General features: G+C 55.1%; 23 protein-coding genes and 1 riboswitch. Of the genes, 9 read left to right on the forward strand and 14 right to left on the reverse strand.

What is annotated here, in order from left to right; translation table 11 throughout:
• Positions 1–53 precede the first annotated feature (53 nt).
• A complete protein-coding gene (locus CMR03_RS14715; RefSeq protein WP_371873598.1) occupies positions 54–824 on the reverse strand; it encodes a transporter substrate-binding domain-containing protein in 771 nt (256 codons plus the stop codon).
• Positions 825–977: 153 nt separating this feature from the next.
• Here CMR03_RS14715 and CMR03_RS14720 point away from each other — a divergent pair, with 153 nt between their 5' ends.
• Positions 978–1559 (forward strand): NAD(P)H-dependent oxidoreductase, encoded by a 582-nt coding sequence (locus CMR03_RS14720; protein WP_063880957.1) that lies wholly within the window; start codon positions 978–980, stop codon positions 1557–1559.
• Positions 1560–1590: 31 nt separating this feature from the next.
• Positions 1591–1899, forward strand: coding sequence for a putative quinol monooxygenase (locus CMR03_RS14725; RefSeq protein WP_063880958.1), 309 nt, complete (start codon positions 1591–1593; stop codon positions 1897–1899).
• Between the two features lie 65 nt (positions 1900–1964).
• Here CMR03_RS14725 and parE read toward each other — a convergent pair whose 3' ends face one another.
• Genes parE through nudF form a run of 5 tightly spaced genes read right to left on the reverse strand, consistent with a single transcriptional unit; the run spans position 1965 to position 6421 of the window.
• Positions 1965–3860: a DNA topoisomerase IV subunit B gene (parE, locus tag CMR03_RS14730; protein ID WP_063880959.1), complete on the reverse strand. Its 1896-nt coding sequence runs from the start codon at positions 3858–3860 to the stop codon at positions 1965–1967.
• A 48-nt stretch (positions 3861–3908) separates the two neighbouring features.
• Positions 3909–4490, reverse strand: a complete 582-nt coding sequence (yqiA, locus tag CMR03_RS14735) for an esterase YqiA (RefSeq protein WP_063880960.1) — start codon at positions 4488–4490, stop codon at positions 3909–3911.
• Between the two features lie 3 nt (positions 4491–4493).
• Positions 4494–5321: a 3',5'-cyclic-AMP phosphodiesterase gene (cpdA, locus tag CMR03_RS14740; RefSeq protein WP_063880961.1), complete on the reverse strand. Its 828-nt coding sequence runs from the start codon at positions 5319–5321 to the stop codon at positions 4494–4496.
• A gap of 42 nt (positions 5322–5363) precedes the next feature.
• Positions 5364–5789, reverse strand: a complete 426-nt coding sequence (locus tag CMR03_RS14745; protein WP_063880962.1) for a DUF1249 family protein — start codon at positions 5787–5789, stop codon at positions 5364–5366.
• Positions 5786–6421: an ADP-ribose diphosphatase gene (nudF, locus tag CMR03_RS14750; protein ID WP_096011877.1), complete on the reverse strand. Its 636-nt coding sequence runs from the start codon at positions 6419–6421 to the stop codon at positions 5786–5788. Before nudF ends, CMR03_RS14745 begins: the two co-directional genes overlap by 4 nt.
• 211 nt (positions 6422–6632) lie before the next feature.
• On the opposite strand from nudF, the gene tolC reads away from it, so the two are divergent.
• From tolC to CMR03_RS14765, 3 genes are all read left to right on the forward strand, one after another.
• On the forward strand, positions 6633–8102 hold the full coding sequence (gene tolC / locus CMR03_RS14755; protein WP_063880964.1) for an outer membrane channel protein TolC: 1470 nt from the start codon (positions 6633–6635) through the stop codon (positions 8100–8102).
• A gap of 142 nt (positions 8103–8244) precedes the next feature.
• Positions 8245–8913, forward strand: a complete 669-nt coding sequence (locus tag CMR03_RS14760; protein ID WP_063880965.1) for a DUF1190 family protein — start codon at positions 8245–8247, stop codon at positions 8911–8913.
• An 8-nt stretch (positions 8914–8921) separates the two neighbouring features.
• On the forward strand, positions 8922–10082 hold the full coding sequence (locus CMR03_RS14765) for a glutathionylspermidine synthase family protein (protein WP_063880966.1): 1161 nt from the start codon (positions 8922–8924) through the stop codon (positions 10080–10082).
• Positions 10083–10121: 39 nt separating this feature from the next.
• Here CMR03_RS14765 and ygiD read toward each other — a convergent pair whose 3' ends face one another.
• Together ygiD and ribB are read right to left on the reverse strand one after the other, a co-directional pair.
• Positions 10122–10904 carry a 4,5-DOPA-extradiol-dioxygenase gene (gene ygiD, locus CMR03_RS14770; protein ID WP_096011878.1) on the reverse strand — a complete coding sequence of 261 codons (783 nt, stop codon included), beginning with the start codon at positions 10902–10904 and terminating at the stop codon, positions 10122–10124.
• A gap of 184 nt (positions 10905–11088) precedes the next feature.
• A complete protein-coding gene (ribB, locus tag CMR03_RS14775) occupies positions 11089–11745 on the reverse strand; it encodes a 3,4-dihydroxy-2-butanone-4-phosphate synthase (protein ID WP_063880967.1) in 657 nt (218 codons plus the stop codon).
• Between the two features lie 110 nt (positions 11746–11855).
• Positions 11856–12004: riboswitch (FMN riboswitch) on the reverse strand.
• Positions 12005–12175: 171 nt separating this feature from the next.
• On the opposite strand from ribB, the gene ubiK reads away from it, so the two are divergent.
• Positions 12176–12508 (forward strand): ubiquinone biosynthesis accessory factor UbiK, encoded by a 333-nt coding sequence (ubiK, locus tag CMR03_RS14780; RefSeq protein ID WP_096011879.1) that lies wholly within the window; start codon positions 12176–12178, stop codon positions 12506–12508.
• Between the two features lie 36 nt (positions 12509–12544).
• On the opposite strand, the gene hldE is transcribed toward ubiK, so the two are convergent.
• The 3 genes from hldE to CMR03_RS14795 all read right to left on the reverse strand — a co-directional run bounded on the left by hldE (position 12545) and on the right by CMR03_RS14795 (position 18232).
• A complete protein-coding gene (hldE, locus tag CMR03_RS14785) occupies positions 12545–13969 on the reverse strand; it encodes a bifunctional D-glycero-beta-D-manno-heptose-7-phosphate kinase/D-glycero-beta-D-manno-heptose 1-phosphate adenylyltransferase HldE (protein WP_063880969.1) in 1425 nt (474 codons plus the stop codon).
• A gap of 70 nt (positions 13970–14039) precedes the next feature.
• On the reverse strand, positions 14040–16892 hold the full coding sequence (gene glnE / locus CMR03_RS14790) for a bifunctional [glutamate--ammonia ligase]-adenylyl-L-tyrosine phosphorylase/[glutamate--ammonia-ligase] adenylyltransferase (RefSeq protein ID WP_096011880.1): 2853 nt from the start codon (positions 16890–16892) through the stop codon (positions 14040–14042).
• Between the two features lie 29 nt (positions 16893–16921).
• Entirely contained in the window at positions 16922–18232 is a 1311-nt protein-coding gene (locus CMR03_RS14795) for a CYTH domain-containing protein (protein ID WP_096011881.1), read from the reverse strand.
• Between the two features lie 265 nt (positions 18233–18497).
• Here CMR03_RS14795 and CMR03_RS14800 point away from each other — a divergent pair, with 265 nt between their 5' ends.
• Positions 18498–19118 carry a TIGR04211 family SH3 domain-containing protein gene (locus CMR03_RS14800; RefSeq protein WP_063880972.1) on the forward strand — a complete coding sequence of 207 codons (621 nt, stop codon included), beginning with the start codon at positions 18498–18500 and terminating at the stop codon, positions 19116–19118.
• A gap of 157 nt (positions 19119–19275) precedes the next feature.
• Entirely contained in the window at positions 19276–20493 is a 1218-nt protein-coding gene (locus CMR03_RS14805; protein ID WP_096011882.1) for a multifunctional CCA addition/repair protein, read from the forward strand.
• Between the two features lie 32 nt (positions 20494–20525).
• Here the strand turns inward: CMR03_RS14805 and bacA are convergent, their stop codons facing one another.
• On the reverse strand, positions 20526–21344 hold the full coding sequence (gene bacA / locus CMR03_RS14810; RefSeq protein ID WP_063880974.1) for an undecaprenyl-diphosphate phosphatase: 819 nt from the start codon (positions 21342–21344) through the stop codon (positions 20526–20528).
• Between the two features lie 193 nt (positions 21345–21537).
• Positions 21538–21897 (reverse strand): bifunctional dihydroneopterin aldolase/7,8-dihydroneopterin epimerase, encoded by a 360-nt coding sequence (folB, locus tag CMR03_RS14815; RefSeq protein ID WP_063880975.1) that lies wholly within the window; start codon positions 21895–21897, stop codon positions 21538–21540.
• Positions 21898–22005: 108 nt separating this feature from the next.
• On the opposite strand from folB, the gene plsY reads away from it, so the two are divergent.
• Positions 22006–22605, forward strand: a complete 600-nt coding sequence (gene plsY / locus CMR03_RS14820; RefSeq protein ID WP_063880976.1) for a glycerol-3-phosphate 1-O-acyltransferase PlsY — start codon at positions 22006–22008, stop codon at positions 22603–22605.
• 35 nt (positions 22606–22640) lie between these two features.
• Here plsY and tsaD read toward each other — a convergent pair whose 3' ends face one another.
• Positions 22641–23654, reverse strand: coding sequence for a tRNA (adenosine(37)-N6)-threonylcarbamoyltransferase complex transferase subunit TsaD (tsaD, locus tag CMR03_RS14825; RefSeq protein ID WP_096011883.1), 1014 nt, complete (start codon positions 23652–23654; stop codon positions 22641–22643).
• Positions 23655–23883: the final 229 nt, after the last annotated feature.

The raw sequence follows: 23883 nt of genomic DNA on the forward strand, positions 1-23883 counted from the left end.
CTGCAGTTTTGAAGCCCGGCGTTAACACATCAGGGGAACCCCCTGCTTTCTCCTTACTTCATCACACCCATCCACTGCTGGGCGATCTGCGCATATTCCCCGGTCGCAGTGCTCAGATGCAGCCACTGATCGACATACTGCTTCCAGCTCATATCATCACGCGGAATCATATAGGCCTTTTCGCCATACTGGAGCGGTTTATCCGGGTTGAGCGCACATAACGTCGGAAAGCGTTTTTGCTGGTACAGCGCCTCGGAGGCATCGGTGATCATCACATCGGCTTTGTTGTCCACCAGCTGCTGGAAGATGGTCACGTTATCGTGAAACAGCGTTAACGAGGCCTGAGGTAAGTGGCTGTGAACAAACGCCTCGTTCGTGCCCCCTGCTGGCTCAACCAGACGCACGCTGGACTGGTTCATCTGGTCGACCGTCTGGTACTTCGTTTTATCCGCACAACGCACCAGCGGAATTTTACCGTCCACGCCTAACGGCTGCGCAAACCAGGCGGTCTGCTGGCGCTTCAGCGTGACCGATACACCACCCAGTGCGATATCGCACTGCTTAGCCAGAAAGTCCTGCGTCAGGGTTTTCCAGGTCGTGGGAACCCACTGCACCTTCGCCCCAAGTGATGCCGCCAGCGACTGGGCCATACTGATATCCAGCCCCTCATAGCTGCCATCAGGTTTCAGAAAGCTGTAAGGCTTGTAGTCCCCGGTGGTGCAGACTTTGAGGGTTTTACTGCTGAGGATGGTGTCCAGACGAGACTCAGCCTGAGCGCCGGTCGCCGCCAGCAGTAACGTGATTACGAGTGTTTTTTTCATCATTATATTTTTTCGAAGATGGGTTTGCGCCGTTATGGTGACATAACCCCGCTGGTTATTGCGCTATTCGCAAAAGTGTTGTGATCATTCTCGCATTTTTCTCCGGCACGTCTCCCCCTAAGCTATCCCCATTGACGTATAGGGGAGAGAAGCTGAATGAGTAAAATTTTAATTATCGATGGCGGTAAAACCTTCGCCCATTCTAAAGGCGAGCTGAATCATACACTGACCGATGTGGCCGCCAGCCAACTGCGTGATCTGGGCCATGAAGTGACGATTACCGTTGCCGACAGCGATTATGTCGTGGCCGAAGAAGTGCAAAAATATGTCGACAGTGACGTGGTCATTTACCAAATGCCGGGCTGGTGGATGGGCGAGCCCTGGACCGTGAAACGTTATATTGATGAGGTTTTCACCGAAGGCCACGGTAAGCTTTACGCCAGCGATGGACGCACACGTGCTGACGACGCCAAAAAATACGGTTCAGGCGGACTGATTCAGGGCAAAAAATATATGCTGTCCCTCACCTGGAACGCGCCCCTCGAGGCTTTTACCGACCCCGAGCAGTTCTTTGAAGGCGTTGGTGTAGACGGACTCTATCTGCATTTCCACAAGGCGAATCAGTTCCTGGGTATGGAAGCATTGCCGACCTTTATCTGTAACGACGTGATGAAACAGCCTGATGTCCCACGCGATATTGCACGTTATCGCACGCACCTCAGCGAGATTTTTGCTTAAATAGCGTTTCATCCAGAAAGAGGAAAAGTGAATGTTAACCGTCGTTGCTGAAATTTGTGTAAAACCAGGCTGTCGTCAGAAAGTGCTGGATGCGTTTCACCAGGTGATTCCTACCGTGCTGGAAGAAGAAGGCTGTCACCAGTACAGCCCTCTGGTCGATCATCAGGCGCAGGTGCCGTGGAAGCACAATTCACCCGATTCGGTTTTTATGCTGGAGCAGTGGGAAACGCTACGCCATCTTGATCAACATCAGCAGATGCCGCATATGGAAGCCCATCGTACTGCGATTAAAGACTATGTGACTGACGTGAAAATTCTGGTGCTTGAGCCGGGTAAATAATTTTTTGCGGCGCTTACATGAAAAAGCCCCGGCGATGGCCGGGGCTTTTTGCATCTGGCGGCGAACTACACTTCAATGTCCGCTTTATCGCCTTTTTCCTGTAACCAGTTGCGGCGGTCTTCGGAACGCTTTTTCGCCAGCAGCATATCCATGACCCGCAAGGTCTGGTCAATATCATCGTCACTGATGGTGAGCTGTACCAGACGTCGCGTATTGGGATCGAGCGTGGTTTCGCGCAGCTGCAGCGGGTTCATTTCACCCAGCCCTTTAAAACGCTGCACGTTTGGCTTGCCCTTCTTGCGCTTCAGTTGCTCCAGCACGCCCTCTTTCTCGTCTTCATCCAGCGCGTAATACACTTCTTTGCCCAGATCGATACGATAAAGTGGCGGCATCGCCACATAGACGTGGCCATTTTTTACCAGCGTGCGGAAGTGCTTCACAAACAGAGCGCAGAGCAATGTAGCAATGTGCAGTCCATCCGAGTCGGCATCCGCAAGAATACAGACTTTACCGTAGCGCAGCTGAGACAGGTCTTCACTGTCGGGATCGATACCGATCGCCACCGAAATATCATGCACCTCCTGCGAGGCCAGCACTTCATCAGATGAGACTTCCCAGGTATTCAGGATCTTACCTTTAAGTGGCATGATCGCCTGATACTCACGATCGCGCGCCTGCTTCGCCGATCCGCCTGCCGAATCCCCTTCCACCAGGAACAGCTCGGTTTTATTCAGATCCTGCGCGGTACAGTCCGCCAGTTTTCCTGGCAGGGCCGGGCCGCTGGTCAGTTTTTTACGCACCACTTTCTTGGCCGCACGCATACGGCGCTGGGCGCTGGAAATCGCCAGCTCCGCCAGCTGTTCCGCTGCCTGCACGTTCTGGTTCAGCCACAGGCTGAAAGCATCTTTTACTACGGCAGACACAAAGGCCGCGCACTGGCGCGAGGACAAACGCTCTTTTGTCTGCCCTGCAAACTGTGGGTCCTGCATTTTCACTGACAGCACATAGGCGCAGCGATCCCAAATATCTTCCGCAGACAGTTTAACGCCGCGCGGCAGAATATTGCGGTACTCGCAAAATTCACGCATGGCATCCAGCAAGCCCTGACGCAGCCCATTCACATGGGTACCGCCCTGCATGGTGGGAATCAGGTTTACATAGCTTTCCGTCAGCAGCTCACCGCCTTCCGGCAGCCACAGTAACGCCCAGTCAACCGCTTCAATATCACCGGCAAAGGTGCCGACAAAGGGTTTTTCCGGCAACGTCGGCAGGCCATTAACGGCTTCACACAGGTAATCGGTCAGGCCATCGTCATAGCACCAGCGCTGTTCGGTATTGTTTAGCTTGTCTTTAAAGACAATTTCCACGCCCGGACACAGCACGGCTTTGGCTTTAAGCAGATGGGATAAGCGGGACACCGAGAAACGCGGGCTGTCAAAGAAGTGCTCATCCGGCCAGAAATGGACGCTGGTGCCGGTGTTACGCTTGGCAACGGTGCCGGTTACGGTAAGATCCTGCACTTTGTCGCCATTTTCGAAGGCGATAAAGTAGATCTCGCCATTACGGCGCACGTTGACTTCAACACGTTTGGACAGGGCGTTAACCACCGAAATGCCGACGCCATGCAGGCCACCGGAAAACTGGTAGTTTTTATTCGAGAATTTGCCGCCTGCATGCAGCCGGCACAGAATAAGCTCCACGGCCGGGACGCCTTCTTCCGGGTGGATATCCACCGGCATGCCACGTCCATCGTCGATGACTTCCAGCGACTGATCGGCATGTAAAATCACTTCTACGCGCCTGGCATGGCCCGCCAGTGCCTCATCGACACTGTTATCAATCACTTCCTGACCTAAGTGGTTAGGCCGCGTCGTATCGGTATACATTCCCGGGCGACGGCGAACCGGCTCAAGGCCAGTCAGGACCTCAATGTCACCCGCATTATAGCTTGATTGACTCATGGTAACTGTCTGATTAGAAGAAGAAAATGGTTGCGATTTCCGCGTTACTCAAGAGTGATTCAGGCCCAGAAAGTCCAGAATTTGCGGGAAATGGCGCTCGAATCCAGTAAATGCATGATTTCCGCCCTCTTCCACCGTATGACGGCACGCGCTGTAGTAGTCGAGCGCCTGGCGGTAATCGAGCACTTCATCGCCGGTTTGTTGCAGCAACCACAATAAATCAGGTGCTTCCAGCGGTTCAATCTGCATCACTTTCAGATCGTAAATGTGGCGAGACTCTAACACATATTGCTGGCCGGTGTAGGGATTCTGATTTTCCCCTAAAAAATCCACCAGCAACTCAAATGGCCGCACGGCGGGATTGACGACCACCGCAGGCAACATAAAGCACTGTGACAGCCAGGTCGCGTAATAACCGCCCAGGGAGGAGCCTACCAGCCCCATATCGCGCCCGCTGTTGCTCAGCACAATATCTTCCAGCATCGCGGCGGCATCGGCCGGAAACGTGGGAAGCTGCGGCACAATCATCTCAATATCAGGATGGTTGTGGCTCAGCCACTGTTTAAACAACGTGGCTTTTGCTGAAAGCGGTGAACTGTTAAAGCCGTGCAGGTAAAGCAGTGCCTTCATCCGTCAATATCCTTCAGCGTCAAGATCGGGACAAAACGCCTGAGTGGTGAGCCGGTTAACTTCCGTCTCTAGCTGACCGTCATCGTGCAGCGTAAACCAGCGCCAGCCCGGCGCAACGGTATCAATAGTGAAGCTGGTGCAGTGCGGTTTGAACTGCACGCAGGTGGAAGGCGTTGCCAGAACGCGTCGGCCGTGCCAGTCCACATCCATTTCCTGATGGATATGGCCGCATACCAACGTCTTTGCCAGCGGATAGTGCTGTAGCACGGCATCAAGCTGATGCGGATTGCGCAGGCTGTGCTGATCAAGCCAGGTGCAGCCTGAAGCGAGAGGATGATGGTGCAGCAGCACCAGCGTATGACGCAGGGGAAAGCGCGCGAGCGCGTTATGGAGCCAGTCAAGTTGATAGTCACTTAACATGCCATGCGGCACGCCGAAGACCTGGCTGTCCAGCAGTACCACCTGCCAGTGTTCCCCCATCAGTACATGTTTATGGGTGTTAATCCCGGCCTTGGCCAGCGTATCTACCATCGCGGGCTGAAAATCATGATTACCCGGCAGCCAGACGCAGGGTTTAGGCAAGCGCGAAATGCCCTCAACAAAATGCTGATAGGCTTCGACCGAGTGATCCTGAGAGAGATCGCCGGTGGCCACAATGAGATCATAATCGCACTGCTGCGCGATGATCGCATCCAGCACCGCGTCATAACTCGACCAGGTATTCACTCCCAGCAGCGATTCATGTTTTCCTGCGAACAAGTGTGTGTCCGTCACTTGCAGAATCCGAAACTCGGACCCCGTTGTCGCAGGAAGAGTTAGCAGGCTATCCAAAGCGTTTCCTTCGTCTCTACGCCATTCAATGCATTATACGTATCAGCAAACCGGTACTGCCATCGCGCCATGCGTCAGACAGTAGCGTAACCAGTCAGCGAGGAACTGATTGATTTGATGTTTTTCATCACGCTGATTCATCTTTTTATTCGGGTAATCATAACGCGCTTTAAACCGATAGATCTGCTGTGTTGAACACACTTCAGCGACCATGGCGTCATGATACAGCCTGACAGACATCGACGGCAGGCTCCAGTAACTCACCGCCGGGACCGTCTGACGAATTTCGACCAGCGTGGTGTAACGGGTGGATTCTTCAATCGTTAACTGATAGCGGGCGCCACTTACCTGATAGATCACCGATGCGCCTGCCTCGTCATCGCGTGGTAGCAGACGGCGTAACTGGGCGAAATTGGTCTCGCACAGCCGCATCATCTCGGGGAAATCAGGGGTATAGCGCTGTTTCATTTTTGCGTCCACTCTTCTCGAAGTTCTTTATGGTGCAGTGCCAGCCATTGCAAGGCGATGACAGATGCCGCGTTATCAATAATCCCCTGTTCCACCCAGTGGTAGGCCTGTTCACGGCTGACCACATGCACGAGAATATCCTCATTCTCTTCCTCCAGACCATGGCATCCTGTTGCCAGACTGGCATCCACTTCACCGACCATCACCGATAAACGTTCGCTGGTGCCGCCGGGGCTGGCAAGATAGTTCAACACGGGCTTCACCCGGCCAACGTCCAGACCGGCTTCTTCTAAGGCTTCACGGCGTCCTACCTGTTCCGGGGTTTCACCTTGCTCAATAATGCCCGCAATCATTTCCAGTAGCCACGGCGTTGGGCTGCAGTCAAAGGCCGGGATGCGGATCTGTTCAATCAGCACCACTTCATCACGGATGGGATCATAAGGTAGCAGTACGGCAGCATGACCGCGCTCAAAAACTTCACGGGTCACTTCCCCGCTCATCCCGCCCTTAAACAGACGGTGACGAAAGCGGTAGCGAACGATGGAAAAAAAACCGTCGTAGGCTGTTTCTCGTGCAATAATTTCTACATCATTTTTTGTGAAAGTCACAGGTGATGTTTTATTGTCCTTCATCATTGGGTTCCTTTTGCAGATTGGGATGACACAGATAAAACACAAGCCCAGGCACCATTCAAACAGTCATTACTGAGTTATTTACCTGAAACACACAAATATGGCACGTTCAGCCACCTTATCTCACAGTTGCCCTCTGCTAGAATCTGCGATAATTTTTGGCTTACCGGCGGCACTATCATTGCGATTTGCTGCAACAAAAGGAATGCAAATGAAAAAACTGCTCCCATTATTTATTGGGCTGAGCCTGGGCGGTTTCAGCGTCGCCAGCCAGGCGGAAAACCTGCTTCAGGTTTACCAACAAGCGCGTTTAAGCAACCCGGATCTGCGGAGTTCCGCTGCCACTCGCGATGCTGCGTTTGAGAAAATCAACGAAGCGCGCAGCCCTTTATTACCACAGCTGGGTTTGGGTGCAGACTATAGCTATGCAAATGGCTATCGTGATAGTAGCGGTATTCATTCCAACACGACCAGTGGCACACTGCAATTGACGCAAACCATTTTTGACATGTCAAAATGGCGCGCGCTGACTCTGCAGGAAAAAACCGCCGGTATTCAGGACGTCACGTATCAGGTTGCTCAGCAGGATTTGATTCTGAATACCGCTACAGCCTATTTCAACGTGTTGAAAGCCATTGATACGCTTTCTTACGTCGAAGCGCAGAAGATGTCCATCTACCGCGAACTGGATCAAACCACTCAGCGCTTCAACGTGGGCCTGGTTGCGATTACCGACGTGCAGAACGCCCGCGCACAGTATGACAGCGTGCTGGCGAATGAAGTGACAGCGCGGAATAACCTGGATAACTCGGTGGAGTCCCTGCGTCAGATCACCGGCATGGACTATCTGGCACTGGCCTCGCTGAATATCGATCGCTTTAAAACCACCAAACCTGATGACGTTAACTCGCTGCTCAAGCAGGCAGAAAGCCGTAACCTTAATCTGCTTTCTGCTCGCCTGAATCAGGATTTAGCCCGTGAGCAGATTCGTTCTGCAGAGTCAGGCCACCTGCCAACGCTCGATCTGACTGCCTCAACCGGCCTGTCTAACAGCAAGTACGGCGGAAGCCGCGCTGAACAGAGTGCAAACTCAACCGACTCGATTACCGGAAACAGTAAAGTCGGCCTGAGCTTTACGCTTCCGCTTTACAGCGGCGGCAGCGTGACCTCGCAGGTGAAACAGGCGCAATACAGCTTTGTCAGCGCCAGCGAGCAGTTGGAAGCGGCGCACCGTTCCGCTGTCCAGACGGTGCGGTCTTCTTACAACAACGTGAATGCGTCAGCGAGCAGCATTGCGGCCTACAAACAAGCCGTGGTTTCTGCGCAAAGCTCATTAGACGCAATGGAAGCCGGTTATCAGGTCGGTACGCGTACCATCGTTGATGTGCTGAACGCCACCTCAACCCTGTATAACGCGAAACAGCAGTTGTCAGATGCCCGTTACAGCTATCTGATTAACCAGCTGAACATCAGCTATGCGCTGGGTACGCTAAACGAGCAGAGTCTGGGTATTCTCAACAGCCAGTTAGGCAAAGAGATCTCCACGTCACCTGAAACCGTTCAGCCGCAAAACGTTCAGCAGGTGTTGGGTGACGATCATATCGCGTCCTCTTCAGAAACCGCCACGGCGCCAGTGCGCCCTGCGGCCCATAAGAGCAGCCGTAATCCATTCGGTCACTAATCAGGTTGCGGGCTGCTTTGCGGCCCGCTTCTCTTAAAAACGTATAACTAAGTAAAGATCCCCGTCCTGCCTGGCCGTTAGCTTCATTTCTCGCCACTCATCCCCTATTCTATGCGCTACCTTTGGGCACAGGATATTTATAATGAAACGGACTAAAACGATCCGCTATGCCGCCTTTCGTAAGAGCTGGCAAGCAAGACACTTAACGCCTGTTGCTATCGCTGTATCAGCGGTATTTATGCTGGCAGGTTGTGAACAAAACGACGAAACCGTCTCGCTTTATCAGAACGCTGATGATTGCGCAAAAGCCAACCCTGGCCAGAATGCGCAATGCACCACCGCGTTTAACAATGCGAAAAAAGAAGCTGAACGCACCGCACCGAAATACGCAACGCGTGAAGACTGTGTGGCGGAATTTGGTGAAAACCAGTGTCAGCAGGCACCTGCTCAGGCGGGCGTGGGCAGCACTAACGCCGAGTCGCAGCAAAGCGGCAGCTTCTGGATGCCATTGATGGCGGGCTATATGATGGGCCGCATGATGGGCGGCGGAGCAGGTTTTGCGCAGCAGCCGCTGTTCTCACCTAAAACGCCAAACAGCCCGGCTAATGGTCAGTTTGTCGATGCTTCCGGCCGTAACTACGGTAACGCCACTTCCGGTAAAACCATGACGGTTCCTAAAACCGCCATGGCGCCTAAGCCGACCACGACCTCAACCATCACGCGCGGTGGCTTTGGTGAAACGGTCGCGAAGCAAAACAGTATGCAGCGTAGCAGTGCCACCGGCACCTCTAATCGTTCGCTGGGAGGCTAACCCCGTTTATGCAACGCATCGCGATTTCAGAGCGCCCGGGCTGGCGGGAAAAAGCCACGGAGTTTGGTTTTCGTTTTCACACCATGCACGGTGAGCCTTACTGGTGTGAAGATGCTTACTATCAGTTCACGCTGGCGCAGATTGATTATCTTGAGGACGTCACCGCCGAGCTTCATCAGATGTGCCTGCAGGTGGTGGAAAAAGTGGTGAACAGCGAAGCGCTGCTCACCAAATTCCGCATCCCTAAGCACACCTGGGACTTCGTGCGCGACTCATGGCAACAGCGTCAGCCTTCGCTTTACTCGCGCCTTGACCTTGCCTGGGACGGCAAAAGCGATGCCAAACTGCTGGAAAACAATGCCGACACGCCCACGTCGCTGTATGAAGCGGCGTTTTTTCAGTGGCTGTGGCTGGAAGATCAGCTCAACGCTGGACAGCTGCCGCAAGGCAGCGATCAGTTCAACAGCCTGCAAGAGAAACTCATCGACCGCTTTACGGTGCTTCATCAGCAACAGGGGTTTAACTGGCTGCATTTCGCCTGCTGCCGTGATACCGATGAAGATCGCGGCACAGTGCAATACTTGCAGGACTGTGCCACGGAAGCCGGACTACCGAGCGAGTTTCTCTACATCGATGAGATAGGGCTGGGGGAGAAAGGCCAGTTTACGGATGCCCAGGATCAGGTCATCAGCAATCTGTTCAAGCTTTATCCGTGGGAATTTATGCTGCGCGAGATGTTTTCTACCAAACTGGCCGATGCGGGCGTACGCTGGCTGGAACCTGCCTGGAAAAGCATCCTGTCAAACAAAGCGTTGCTGCCTCTGCTGTGGGAGATGTTCCCGAATCACCCCAACCTGTTGCCCGCCTGGTTTGCCGAAGACGATGTGCCACCGATGGACAAGTACGTCGTCAAACCGCTGTTCTCGCGCGAAGGTGCCAATATTCGTATTGTGGAAAACGGCAAAGAGATCGCCCGTGTGGACGGTCCTTACGGCGAAGAAGGCATGATCGTCCAGCAGTTTCACCCTCTGCCGAAATTTGGTGACAGCTACACCCTGATTGGCAGCTGGTTGATAGACGATCAGCCTGCAGGCATTGGCCTGCGTGAAGATCGCGACCTGATCACCCAGGATCTTTCGCGTTTTTATCCGCACGCGTTCATCGATTAACTGTTCTTATCCAGGCCAGCACGCTGGCCTGTTTTCACACTAGCCGACCTGCACCGACAACATACTGATAGCGCCCATTTCCATGCCTTCGACAGGGACGGTGACGGCCTCGTCTGCATGGCGAGATCCCAGCACATACAGCAGCGGCAGGAAGTGTTCCGGCGTCGGGTTGGATAACGTCGCATCCGGATGCTGCATAAAGTTCACCAGCGGATGTGCATCCGCCTCGGCCTGAACCGCCAGATTATCGCGCACATAGTCGTTGAATCCGGTCGCCCAGTCATAAGCGTTTCCGCCGCCCCACAGAACCTTACGCAGGTTGTGCACGACATTGCCGCTGGCGACGATCATGACACCGCGATCGCGCAGTTCAGACAGCTTTTTGCCCATCTCAAAATGCCAGGCCGCAGGCTTGCCGCTGTCGATACTAAGCTGGACTACCGGAATATCCGCCTCAGGATACATTTTAATGAGTACGCCCCACGAGCCGTGATCGAATCCCCATGCATGGTCCTGATAAACCGGCACAGGCGATAAAATCTCAGCGATTTCGTTTGCCAGCTCAGGCGAACCCGGCGCGGGATAGCGGGTATCAAAAAGCGCCTGCGGAAAACCGCCAAAATCATGGATGGTGCGCGGCTTCTCCATCGCGGTGACCGCCGTTCCCTGGGTGTACCAGTGAGCCGAAATGGCCAGGATCGCCCGTGGTCGTGGCAGCGTGGCACCGGCTTGACGCCAGGCTTCGGTGTAGCGGTTTTCTTCAAGTGCGTTCATCGGGCTGCCGTGTCCCAAAAACAGTGCCGGCATACGTACCTGGTTCATAGCGATCCTTAATATGTTCACTCAATGAACACTACGATACGCTGTTTGCAGACGTTATCACGCGGATAAGCATGATGTTGTCTTTCAGGAATTTTGAACAATATGGAGGGGTAAAACAGAGGGGAAAACGGGCGGTGCCAGGTGAAACAATCAGGCCAGAATATCTGGCCTGATGAGAAAACGCTTAGCTGGCCTGACGCGTTTCATGCTCGCGACGATAGGCGACCAGGTCTTCGATGGTAACCACCGGCATAGCATGTTGTTTCGCGAAGACGATGACTTCAGGCGCATGGGCCATCGAGCCGTCGTCATTCGTCAGTTCACACAACACGCCTGCAGGTTTAAAGCCCGCCAGCGTAACGAGATCAATGGTCGCTTCCGTATGACCGCCACGGGCCAGAACGCCGCCATCGTGTGCACGGAGCGGGAAAACGTGGCCAGGACGGTTTAAGTCTTCTGGCTTAGCGTTATCGGCAATCGCGGTGCGAATAGTAGTGAGACGATCCTGGGCGGAAACACCTGTGGTAACGCCTTTCGCCGCTTCGATGGTGACGGTAAAACCCGTGCCGTAGGCGCTGGTATTGTTTTCCACCATCATCGGCAACGCCAGCTGCTGGCGGCGTTCTTCGGTCAGGCAAAGACAAACGATGCCGCTGCCGTGGCGAATGGTGAGCGCCATCTGCTCGACGGTCATGGTTTCAGCGGCGAAAATCATATCGCCTTCGTTTTCACGATCTTCATCGTCGAGCACCATCACACCGCGACCTTCGCGTAGCGCTGCGATAGCACGTTCTACACGCTGTTTCGGCGTGCCAAATTCAGAAAGTAGAGTCTGATTCATGGTAATAAAACCTTATAAATGTATTGGGTTACCAGAATCAGGGCAAGCTTAGGAGTGACGCCTTAAAGACGTAGCAATGACGCAAAACAGACATAATGCCTGACAAATGTCGTTACCCTCTCCCATCCGGACTTTAACCGTCGGCCCCGGAATTTCACCGGATCTGCTGACCTTCACCATGAGAGTGAAGCGCTCGCGGGCTGTCAGCCTGGGCTGATTTACCGCCGGTGGGGAATTTCGCCCCGCCCTGAGAATAAGCGTTTTAACTATAACGCTTCCCATTCGGGGCGGCAATGCAGAAAGCCATTATTGCTTTAGCATTTTTTGCGCTAAGGATTTCAGGTTTAACCTTTTCAATTCAGGCATTACACTTAAGTCACCATAGCGTTGGTAAAATGCTGCCATAGCAACCCGTAATCAGGAAACCATCATGATCGACACGAAAAAAATTGAACAAATGGCCCGTCAGGTTCATGACGCGCTGCCGAAGGGAGTTCGTGAATTTGGCGATGATGTCGAGAAGAAAATCCGGCAGACGCTGCAGGCACAAATGACCCGCATGGATCTGGTCAACCGTGAAGAGTTTGATGTACAGACTCAGGTGTTACTGCGTACGCGGGAAAAACTGGCGGCGCTGGAGCAACGTCTGTCTCAGCTGGAAAGCAAGAGTTCGGCTTCTGCCGCGCCCACTGCCACCAGCACACCCGGCCCGGCACCGGCAATCGTTCCGGCAGCCAACCCTGCTGACAAGACCGCTAAATAAAGGGATGGCGGGCGCGCAGGCTCCCGCCATCATCATTCAGTCGCCGCGAATGGTTTTGATGATGTTGGTGGTCGAGATACCATCTTCAAAATTGAGCACGCGTACGTCACCGCCATTTGCCCAGACTTCTTTACTGCCCGCGATATCTTCAGGTTTGTAATCTCCGCCCTTCACTAACAGATCGGGCAGCACGCTGGCGATCAGACGCTGAGGCGTGTCTTCTTCAAACAGCACCACCCAATCCACCGCTTCCAGCGCACCCAGCACAATCATGCGGTTTTCCTGCGGGTTCACCGGACGGCTGTCGCCTTTCAGGCGCTTAGTGGACGCATCGCTGTTTACCGCGACAATCAGGCGATCGCCCAGTTTGCGCGCATTAGCAAGGTACGAAACATGCCCGGCGTGCAGGATGTCGAAGACACCGTTGGTCATTACCACTTTTTCGCCGCGCTGACGTGCCATCGCAACGGCGTCTTTGAGTTCAGCTTCGGTCATGATGCCAAAGCCGCGTTCAGGACGCGCGCGAATCGCATTTTCCAGTTCGACGATACTGACGGTCGAGGTGCCGAGCTTGCCCACTACCACGCCTGCGGCAGCGTTAGCCAGGAAACAGGCTTCTTCCAGCGAGTCACCGGCCGCTAATGCTGCGGCCAGCACGCCAATCACGGTATCCCCGGCACCGGTAACGTCAAAAACTTCCTGCGCCAGCGTAGGCAGGTGCAGCGGAGCCTTGCCGGGCTGGAGCAGCGTCATACCGTTTTCAGAACGGGTGACCAGCAGGGCGGAAAGGTCGCAGTCGGCGATGAGCTGCATACCTCGCTCAACAATCTCGTTTTCTGTTTTGCACTTGCCGACCACGGCTTCAAACTCAGACAGGTTGGGCGTCAGCAGCGTCGCACCGCGGTAGCGCGCAAAATCCGTGCCTTTTGGGTCGATCAGCACGGGCACATTCGCTTCGCGTGCCAGCGTGATCATTTGCTGAACGCTGTCCAGCGCGCCTTTGCCGTAATCCGACAGCACCACCGCACCGCTGCGGGACAGCGACTGACGCATTTTTTCGTGCATCGGGGCGGCATCAACCTGCTCAAACCCTTCTTCAAAGTCCAGGCGGATAAGCTGCTGATTGCGCGAAAGCACACGCAGTTTGGTAATAGTGGGATGGCTTTTTAACGTGACAAAATCGCAGTCAACACGAACATCTTTCAGCGTTTTACTCAGTACCTGAGCCGCATCGTCTTCACCGGTGAGTCCGATCAGGCGGGAACCGGCACCCAGCGCAGCAATGTTCATTGCCACGTTAGCGGCGCCGCCTGGGCGTTCTTCAACGGTTTCTACTTTCACCACCGGAACCGGGGCTTCAGGAGAAATACGGCTGGTGGGGCCGTACCAGTAACGATCCAACATGACATCGCCGACGACCAGCACCGAGGCCTGGCCGAACGCGGGCAGAGTAACTTTCATTCCAGACACTCCAGACTGCATTCAAAATAGTGCGCGGATGATAACACAGTTGCGACAGGTGCTATCAGCCTCACGCCGTGAGAGATTGTGGTGACTGTAGCCAGCGCTGCCAGCTGCCGTTCACCGCCTGTTTTTCCTGCGCGAATGCGTCGGGTTCAACGTGCCCCGGCTGCTCCTGAAGCGCCAGATGGTGCAGCGCATCGCGCAGCGTGACATAAGCATGGGTAAGCGCAGCCGCTTCCTCATCTGACATTTTCTGATGGGTGGCCATCAGTTCAAAAATCCGCACATTGTCCGACCAGCGCGTTAAGGCGGGCTGCGCGGCCGCGTAACGCAGAACCAGATACTGCGCGATAAACTCAATATCCGTAATGCCGCCTTCGTCGGTTTTGATTTCCCAGCGGCCTTTATGCTTATTACTCAGATGCGCGCGCATTTTGTCACGCATCTCTCTGACGTCGGTTTGCAACGCCGTTGCGTCGCGAGGCAGGCAGAGAATGGCACGGCGAATAGCGCTAAAGCGCTCGCTCAAGGCGGGTTCACCGAACACCACGCGGGCCCGAACCAGCGCCTGATGCTCCCATGTCCAGGCTTCATTGCGCTGGTAGTCGTCGAAGGCTTCAAAGGTGCTGACCAACATGCCAGCCGCCCCCGACGGACGCAGTCGCGCATCTACTTCGTACAAAATACCGGACGAGGTGCGGGTGCTGAACAGATGCATGATGCGCTGCGCCAGCCGCAGATAAAACTGACGGCCGTCGATGCTGCGTTCTCCCTGCGTAACCGCTTCCAGCGGGCAGTCATGCAGGAAAACCAGATCGAGATCCGAGCTGTAGCCCAGTTCCCATCCACCCAGCTTGCCGTAGCCCAATACCGTGAAGCCCCGTTCGTGTTCATGCACAAGGTGTGACGGTCGGCCATAGCGCTGTACCATCATATTCCATGCCTGTTGCACCACCGATTCAATGATGGCTTCGGCCAGCCAGGTTAAGTGATCGCTCACTTTCATCACCGGCAGCGTGCCTGCAATGTCTGCCGCCGCGATGCGTAACAGCTGTGCCTGTTTAAACTGGCGTAATGCTTCAAGCTGCTGTTCTTCATCATCAGCGGGAATGCGCATCAGATACTGACGTAGCTCATCACGATAGGCATCGGTGGCGGTGGGTTGATACAGCGTGGCGGGATCAAGAAGCTCATCCAGTAGCAGGGGATAACGCGCCAGCTGGCTTGCCACCATCGGCGAGGCCGCACAAAGGCGAATCAGGTGACGTAACGCACCGGGGTACTCGGTCAGCAGTTCAAGATAGGTGCTGCGGGTCAGAACGCTCAGCAGCAGCGGTGCCAGTCGGCTGAAGGTCACCGGGGCATCGTTGCGCGAACACACTTCACTCAGCAGCCGTGGCATGAGCTGATCCAGCGCCTGGCGACCACGCGGGCCGATGGTACGGCGGCTGATATCCTGGCGAAACGCCTCCAGCGCCTGATTGAGTGCCTGGCACTGCGCGGTATCCAGCTGCGGCACCAGCGGCGCCAGCTCACTGTCCTCCAGGCTGTCCTGCCAGAGCATATTGAAATCGGCCAGTTCGGGCCGATCGCCAACATCCGGTGTATCTTCCCCGATCAGCTCATCGAAAATGGCCCGCACGGCGGCCATGTGAGTGTCCAGCTGTGCGCTCAGCATGGACCAGTCATCACACTGCATCGCCCACGCCAGACGGGCACGCGGTAATGCCTCTTCCGGCAGCGTTTGCGTTTGCTCATCTGTCAGGCTTTGCAGCAGGTTTTCCAGCCTGCGTAGAAACAGGTAGGCAGCGCGCAGTGCAGCGACCTGTTCAGGTGGCAGCAATGCCAGGGATTCGATAGCCGACAGCGTGGGTAACAAGGCTCTGAGCTGAAGCGAGCGCTCACGTCCACCACGAATCAGCTGAAACACCTGCACGATAAATTCCGTTTCACGTATCCCACCGGCCCCCAGCTTGATATTGTTTTTCAGCCCACGGCGGCGCACTTCGCGCGAGATCATCGCTTTCATATTACGCAACGACTGGATCACGCTGAAATCGATGTAACGGCGATAAACAAAGGGCCGCAGCATCTGCTGCAGCTCCTGGCTCCAGCGATCCTGCTCATCGCCCATTAGCCGGGCTTTCACCATCGCGTACCGCTCCCAGTCGCGGCCCTGCTCCTGGTAATAATCTTCCAGAGCGGCAAAGCTCATGACCAGCGGCCCGCTGTCGCCAAACGGACGCAGACGCATATCCACCCGGTAAACAAAACCGTCCGCCGTGGGCTGGTCGAGCACCTTAATCAGGCGCTGGCCCATGCGGGTAAAAAACTGCGCATTGTCGAGTTCACGGCGACCGCCGCGCGTCGTGCCGTTTTCCGGCCAGGCAAAAATCAGGTCGATATCCGACGAGAAATTCAGCTCGCCGCCGCCCAGCTTACCCATGCCGAGGATCAGCAGCGGCTGTGGCTCACCTGCGGCATTGCAGGGCGTGCCAAACTCGCGACAGCAGTCCTGATAAACCCAGGCGCGCGCGGCGTCGATCAGCACCTCGGCTAACACGCTTAACTGTTGCAGCGTCTGCTCTGTCGTGGCGTGATGTAAGCACTGCATCCAGGCAATGCGAACCAGCATGCGACGACGAAACAGGCGCAGCACGCGCATCAGGCTGGCTTCACTGTCCACCGCTGCCATGTCACTGCCCAACCACTGCGTATACTGCTGCCACTCGTCGGCCTGAGGCGACTGCGCGGCGATCGCTTGCCACCAGTCCGGATTCTGCTGCAGGTTATCCAGCACAAAGTCGCTGAACGCCAGACCGGCAAGCTGTGCCTCACTCAGGGCGGAATCCGCAAGCCCGAGCTGTTCGACGGCCTGCGCGGCCTGCGTGCGCAATAGGTTGGGTAAGGATGGCAACATGTTCTCTCCCTGATAGCGTGCGGTGTGACTCAGCGTGGCGAGCCGCTGGTTAGCCAAAATGGTGGCTGTTTCATGGCCTGGGCCTTTAACCAATCCAGGCTGGCGTGCTGCTGCTCCCTGATTGCGCGCTGCAGCTGCTGCCACGGTGCCAGCCAGTCGTGCACTGCGTCCGGCGAGTAGGCGCCCGCCAGTAAATGGACCGCCAGCAACTGCCGATCCAGACGCGTGGCCTTGTCCTGATACTCGTTAGTCTGGTGAATGGTGCTGAAGGTTTCTTTCAGGTCGGCATTGATGCGGCCCAGCATGATATCGCCAAAGCGTTTAAAGGAGCCGTTCAGCTTGGTTAGCCCTTTTTCATCAATCCACTGCCGCCAGTGCGACTCGGCTAACCAGTGAGTAAGTGCTAACTGGGTTTCAACAGAGAGGGCAGAAAAACAGAAGCTGTCGGCGTCAACATCCTCGTTCAACAACGTCTCTTCCAGCGTAGTGAGTTTCTGACGCAGCTCGCTGCTGGCCTTGCGCGGCACTAACGCACCAAACAGCGCGAATGCCTGACGCAGCACATCCAGCGCCTCACGCACCGCTTCCCTGGCCCGCTTGTTGCCACGCAGCCACACTTCTTCATGATATTGCCAGTGGTCAAGACCTGCCGCCATTGCTGCGACCATGCCCTCTTCCACCGTGGCTTTCGGCCCCGCTTTTAACAGCGGAAAGGGTTTTAACTCACGCGGCGGATTGCCTTTCGCTAACTGATAACCACGCGCAGCCTTGCTCAGGCTGCCCATTCGCAGATCGCCCACGGCAATTAACTGCCGGGCAAACGTCAGCATCTCGCTGCGCTGGCCGCCTTTTAACTCAAGCTCAACCTCTGATAAGGGTTCACTAAACTCCCCCGCCGTGACTTCGCCCCGATCGCAGGCAATTTCGACGTCACTGCTGCCCGCCGTGACCACCCAGATCTCACGTTCAAAATGGGTGCTGAACAGCGGCTGCAGGCGCTGTTGTAATGCCGCAACGTCGGTGCCTTCCGGCCAGATGTCGGCTGGCAGACGGCTGATGTCCAGCGTCGGTTCGGTCAGATCAACGTTGTATTCGCCTCGCTGATGTAGCCCGCCCAGCGTTGTGCCGGCGGTTTTCAGCGTCATTTCGTAGCGCTGGTCCACGCCACGAATGCGTAATCCCATATTCCATCGACGTAACTGGTTATCGTCGGTTTCAAAATAGATATTGGTCAGCTGACGGGCAGCCTGATGCTGATGCGGGAATGCCGCCAGCCGTTCTGCCAGTTTCCCGGCAGCATTTGGTTTAGCAATGAACTTAAGCTCGATCTCGATGGTCATATTTTTTTATTCACTAACGCCGCTGGTACTTGAGGATATATTCCCTACCTGTTTCAGGTTATCTTCTGCTGCATCCACTGAGCTGAAGGTTAGGGGTTTTCAGGCGAAGAGTAATGCACAGAAGCCGGGCTGTCTCTGCTTTCTTTGTGCTTTCGCTACCCTTTTCGCACTGTCATGAGACCAGGATAGTTCTCATTCAGATTTATGCGAAGCCTCTACAGACTGTGCCGGTAAATTATCTTCATTTTAAGCAAAACGAAATCTAATGAAAAAAATCACACTCACTGGAATCACTTTGCTGGCCCTCAGCACCCTTGCACCTGCTCACGCTGATGAAAAACGTTACGTTTCTGACGAATTATCCACCTGGGTTCGCAGCGGCCCTGGCGATCAGTTTCGCCTGCTCGGCAAGCTGAACGCCGGTGAACAAGTCCAGTTGCTGCAGACCAATGACGCCACCAAATATGGTCAGGTGCGCGATGCCGAAGGCCGTACCGTCTGGATCCCACTGTCGCAGCTGAGTGAAAACCCCAGCCTGCGCACCCGGGTTCCACAGCTGGAGCAACAGGTGAAAGACCTGACGGCTAAGTTAGCGAATATCGATAACAGCTGGAACCAGCGCACGGCAGAAATGCAGAATAAAGTTGCCAGCAGCGACAGCGTGATTAACGGCTTAAAAGAGCAAAATCAGAAACTTAAAAACGAACTGATTGTGGCCCAGAAGAAAGTCAGCGCCGCCAACGTTCAGTTGGATGACAAGCAGCGCACGATCATCATGCAGTGGTTTATGTATGGCGGCGGCGTGCTCGGTGTGGGCCTGCTGCTCGGTCTGCTGCTGCCGCATATGGTGCCGCGCCGGAAGAAAAACGATCGCTGGATGAACTAGTCTGCACCACAGCTCGCTATCAGGGGATCGCCAGATGCCCCTTTTGGCCTGTCTGCAATATGCCGAATTTGTGCAACAATAGCGTTTGTGCCCGTCTGGATTCAGGTGCCGGAAGCCCCCGGACGCGCAGTTCACTTATTTATCTCTGGAGTTGTGCGTGAAGACCTTTCTTGTTGGCGGCGCGGTACGTGATGCGCTGTTGAAATTGCCGGTTAAAGACAAAGACTGGGTGGTGGTTGGCGCGACGCCAGAAACCATGCTGGAACAAGGCTATCAGCAGGTAGGCCGCGATTTCCCCGTGTTCCTGCATCCCGACAGCCGGGAAGAGTACGCGCTGGCGCGTACCGAGCGGAAAAACGGCAAAGGCTATACCGGTTTTACCACCTGGTCGGCACCGGACGTCACCCTGGAGCAGGATTTACAGCGGCGCGATTTGACGATTAACGCCATCGCCCAGGATGAGAAGGGTGAGCTTTATGATCCCTATCACGGGCAACAGGATATCGCTGCCCGTCAGCTGCGCCACGTGTCCGATGCCTTTAGTGACGATCCCCTGCGCGTGCTGCGCGTTGCACGCTTTGCCGCGCGCTTTGCCCATCTCAACTTCCGCATTGCCGATGAAACCCAGGCCCTGATGCAACAAATGGCGGAGAGCGGCGAACTGGCCGATCTCACGGCCGAACGCGTCTGGAAAGAAACGGAAAAAGCGCTCTCTTCGCATAATCCTCAGGTCTACTTCCAGGTGCTGCGTGACTGCGGTGCCTTACGGGTGCTGTTTCCGGAAATCGATAACCTGTACGGCGTCCCCGCTCCCGCCAGATGGCACCCTGAAATCGATACCGGGGTGCATACATTGATGGCCTTAACCCTGTCAGCGGCCTTATCAGACGCTATCGACGTGCGTTTTGCGACGCTGTTCCACGATGTCGGTAAGGCATTAACCCCCGTGGAGAAATGGCCCAGCCATCATGGGCATGGCGCGGCGGGCGTTCCGTTGGTCGCCGCACTGTGCCAGCGTTTACGCGTGCCCAATGCGATTCGTGATTTAGCGCTGCTGGTAACGGAGTTTCACGACATGATGCATACCATTGAGCAGCGCCCTGCTGAATCTCTGGTTGCGTTATTTGACCGTCTTGATGCCTGGCGCAAACCCGAACGGGTGAACCAACTGGCGCTGTGTAGTGAAGCGGATGCCCGCGGACGCGGTGGTCTTGCCAGCATGCCTTATCCGCAAGGCGATTACCTGCGACGTGCGTTTGCACTGGCTCAGGCGGTGTCCTCTAAGGCGGTGGTCGAGGCAGGATTTAAAGGCATTGAGGTGCGGGAAGAGTTAACGCGACGGCGTATTGCCGCGGTCGAACAACGCATAGCTTAACGCGGCCAGTCACCCGGCCGCGTCATAATGGCTTACATGAAAATCATGTAGACCGCACCCGCCACGATAAAGCGGTAGATGGCAAACGACACGAAAGAGATACGTTTGATCAGTTCCAGGAAGACTTTGATGGCCAGCAGCGCGACAACAAAGGCAGTGATGAAGCCAACGGCAAACATCGGGAAGTCGGCCATCGACAGGAAGCCAAGGCTTTTGTACAGATCCAGCCCGGTAGCACCCATCATCATCGGGACGGCCAGGATAAACGAGAACTCGGATGCGGCATAGCGGCTCACGCCCATCAGCATCCCACCTGAAATGGTAGCACCTGAACGCGAGAAGCCCGGCCACAGCGCCAGACACTGGAAGCAGCCAATCGCAAACGCCTGAAGATAGGTAATATCATCCACGCCGACGGCTTTTGGCTGTTTAGGTTTCAGGAATTCCGCCGCCAGCAGCAGTAAGCCGCCGACCACCAGCGCATACATCACGTTAATCGGATTAAACAAGGTTTTAATCTGATCGTGCAACGCCAGCCCGACCACCACTGCGGGGATCATCCCCAACAGAATATGAATCAGGGTTAAGCGACCCGTTCCCACGCCTTCGTGTTTGACTTCACCAAAGTGGATACCGATTAATCCAAATAAACGCCGCCAAAACATCACGACCACAGCAAGAATGGAACCTAACTGAATGACGACCTCAAAGGTTTCCGCTTTATCGCCCTCAAAGCCCAGTAGGTGCCCCACGATAATCATGTGCCCGGTGGAAGAGACCGGTAAAAACTCGGTTAACCCTTCGACCACGCCCAGGATTGCAGCTACCCACAGCTGATGAAGATCTGCCATCAATGTATTCCCTCTGTCCGTTTTAAAACCATTAAAAAGGCGCTAGCAGAAGCGCTATCGCCTTAATCTTATCTGCTTCACTCTGAATAAAACCTTAAGCTCAATTGCCGTTTAGTCAGTCGCAACGAAACGGCACCACCTGAGACAGACAATAATTTGGTTTGGTTTCATTGTGATGGCAATCACATCGTAATTATTTAGGAATAGTCCCGCGCTGAATACGCACGCCAACCTGCGCTGCCTGCGCCACAGCGCCCGGTTTTGCTACCTTGATACGCACACCAGGCGAATTGAAACGGTTCATCAACAGATCCGCGATTTCTTCCGCTACGCGCTCGACCAGGGCAAAACGCTGTCCTGTCAGATGCGTCAGGATCGCGTCGGAGACGTCGGCATAGCTCAGGCAGTCTTTCACATCGTCGCTGGCGGCCGCCTGGCGGTTATCCCACGCCATCTCTACATCGATCACCAGCTTCTGCTGTATTCCCTGCTCCCAGTCGTAAACGCCAATGGTGGTGAAGACGGTGAGTTGTTCAATAAAGACGATATCCATGATGATGCTCTCTGTTTTTGGTCGCGCCGGATACCACTTCCGGCAGATTGTGCGTATTATCCATGCTTGACGTGATCAAAACGACCCCAAAGGAAACGGGACGGTGTTATGAGTGCTTTCGCGCTTGGTATGATTATTTTCGCGTATCTGTGCGGTTCAATTTCCAGTGCCATTCTGGTCTGCAAACTTGCCGGTTTACCCGATCCCCGCACCCACGGTTCAGGCAACCCGGGCGCAACCAACGTGCTGCGTATTGGCGGCAAGCTGGCGGCTGCGTCTGTACTGGTGTTCGATATTGTGAAAGGTATGGTGCCCGTGTGGCTGGCGTACCTGTTTCATGTCTCACCCCTTTATCTGGGCTTAACGGCGATTGCCGCCTGTCTGGGCCATATTTACCCGGTGTTCTTTCGCTTTCGCGGCGGGAAAGGTGTGGCGACCGCCTTTGGTGCTATCGCCCCGATTGGCTGGGACCTGACCGGACTGATGACGGGAACATGGCTGCTGACCGTGCTGCTGAGCGGCTACTCATCGCTTGGGGCGATTGTCAGCGCGCTGATTGCGCCGTTTTATGTCTGGTGGTTTAAACCCCAGTTCACCTTTCCGGTTTCTATGCTCTCCTGCCTGATTTTGCTGCGTCATCATGACAATATTCAGCGCCTGTGGCGCGGTCAGGAAAGCAAAATCTGGAAGCGGAAAAAGAAACCCTAAGCGTAAAAAAAGCCGGCTAACCGGCTTTTTGATTTTCAAATGGCGGGCAGTTCCGACAGTGGCCAACGCGGCCTGACGCTGACGCCAAGCTCACCCCGCGTACCGCCTTTAAGGCGTACCATGCCGGCATAAGCAATCATCGCGCCGTTATCGGTACAAAACTCAGGACGGGCATAAAAGACTTCTCCGCCGCGCTTTTGCATCATCACGGCCATCTGCTCGCGCAGAGTGCGGTTTGCACTGACGCCGCCCGCAATAACCAGACGCTTAAAGCCGGTTTGATCCAGCGCGCGTTTGCACTTAATCGCCAGCGTATCTACCACCGCATCTTCAAATGCCCGCGCGATATCGGCCCGGGTTTGCTCGTCGTCGTCATTGCCACGAATGGTATTCGCCGCAAAGGTTTTCAGGCCCGAGAAACTAAAATCCAGTCCAGGACGATCGGTCATCGGACGCGGAAACGTGAATCGCCCAGCGGTGCCCTGCTGCGCCATTTTCGCCAGCATTGGACCGCCAGGATAATCCAGCCCCAGCAATTTGGCGGTTTTATCGAAGGCTTCCCCTGCCGCGTCGTCAATCGACTCGCCCAGCAGTTCGTATTCGCCAATGCCGGTGACGCTGATTAACTGGGTATGACCACCTGAAACCAGCAATGCCACAAACGGAAACGGTGGCGGATTCTCTTCGAGCATCGGTGCCAGCAGATGCCCTTCCATATGGTGCACGGGCACGGCAGGAACTTTCCATGCAAAGGCCAGCGCGCGCCCAATCGTGGCGCCCACCAGTAATGCGCCCACCAAACCCGGGCCTGCGGTATACGCCACCGCATCAATCTGCTGCGGCTGCAAACCCGCCTCTTTCAGCGCCGCCCGGATCAGGGGCACCGTTTTGCGTACGTGATCGCGCGATGCCAGTTCCGGCACTACACCGCCGTAATCGGCATGCAGTTTTACCTGACTGTATAGCTGGTTGGCCACCAGGCCAGCCTCGTCATCATAGATTGCGATGCCGGTTTCATCGCACGATGTTTCAATACCCAGAATTCGCATGGCTTCACCTCATTCTTGCGGCGCGCAGTTTAGCATAGCCCTTGTGTGAAAAGAGGACCCCATCCACGCAAAAAGTCATTTTCCGCTGCCTAAAGAGTGCGCTATACTTCCGCCCCTGGAAAAAACCGGCAGCCGCACAGGCAATCGCTCCTGTTGGTTCTAAATTATCCATGGTGCTTTACAAGCCGACGCGAGTTGGAGTAAAATGCTGCACCATTTTGAAATGTGC

The sequence above is a fragment of the Pantoea allii genome, from assembly GCF_002307475.1.
GTDB classification, from domain to species: domain Bacteria; phylum Pseudomonadota; class Gammaproteobacteria; order Enterobacterales; family Enterobacteriaceae; genus Pantoea; species Pantoea allii.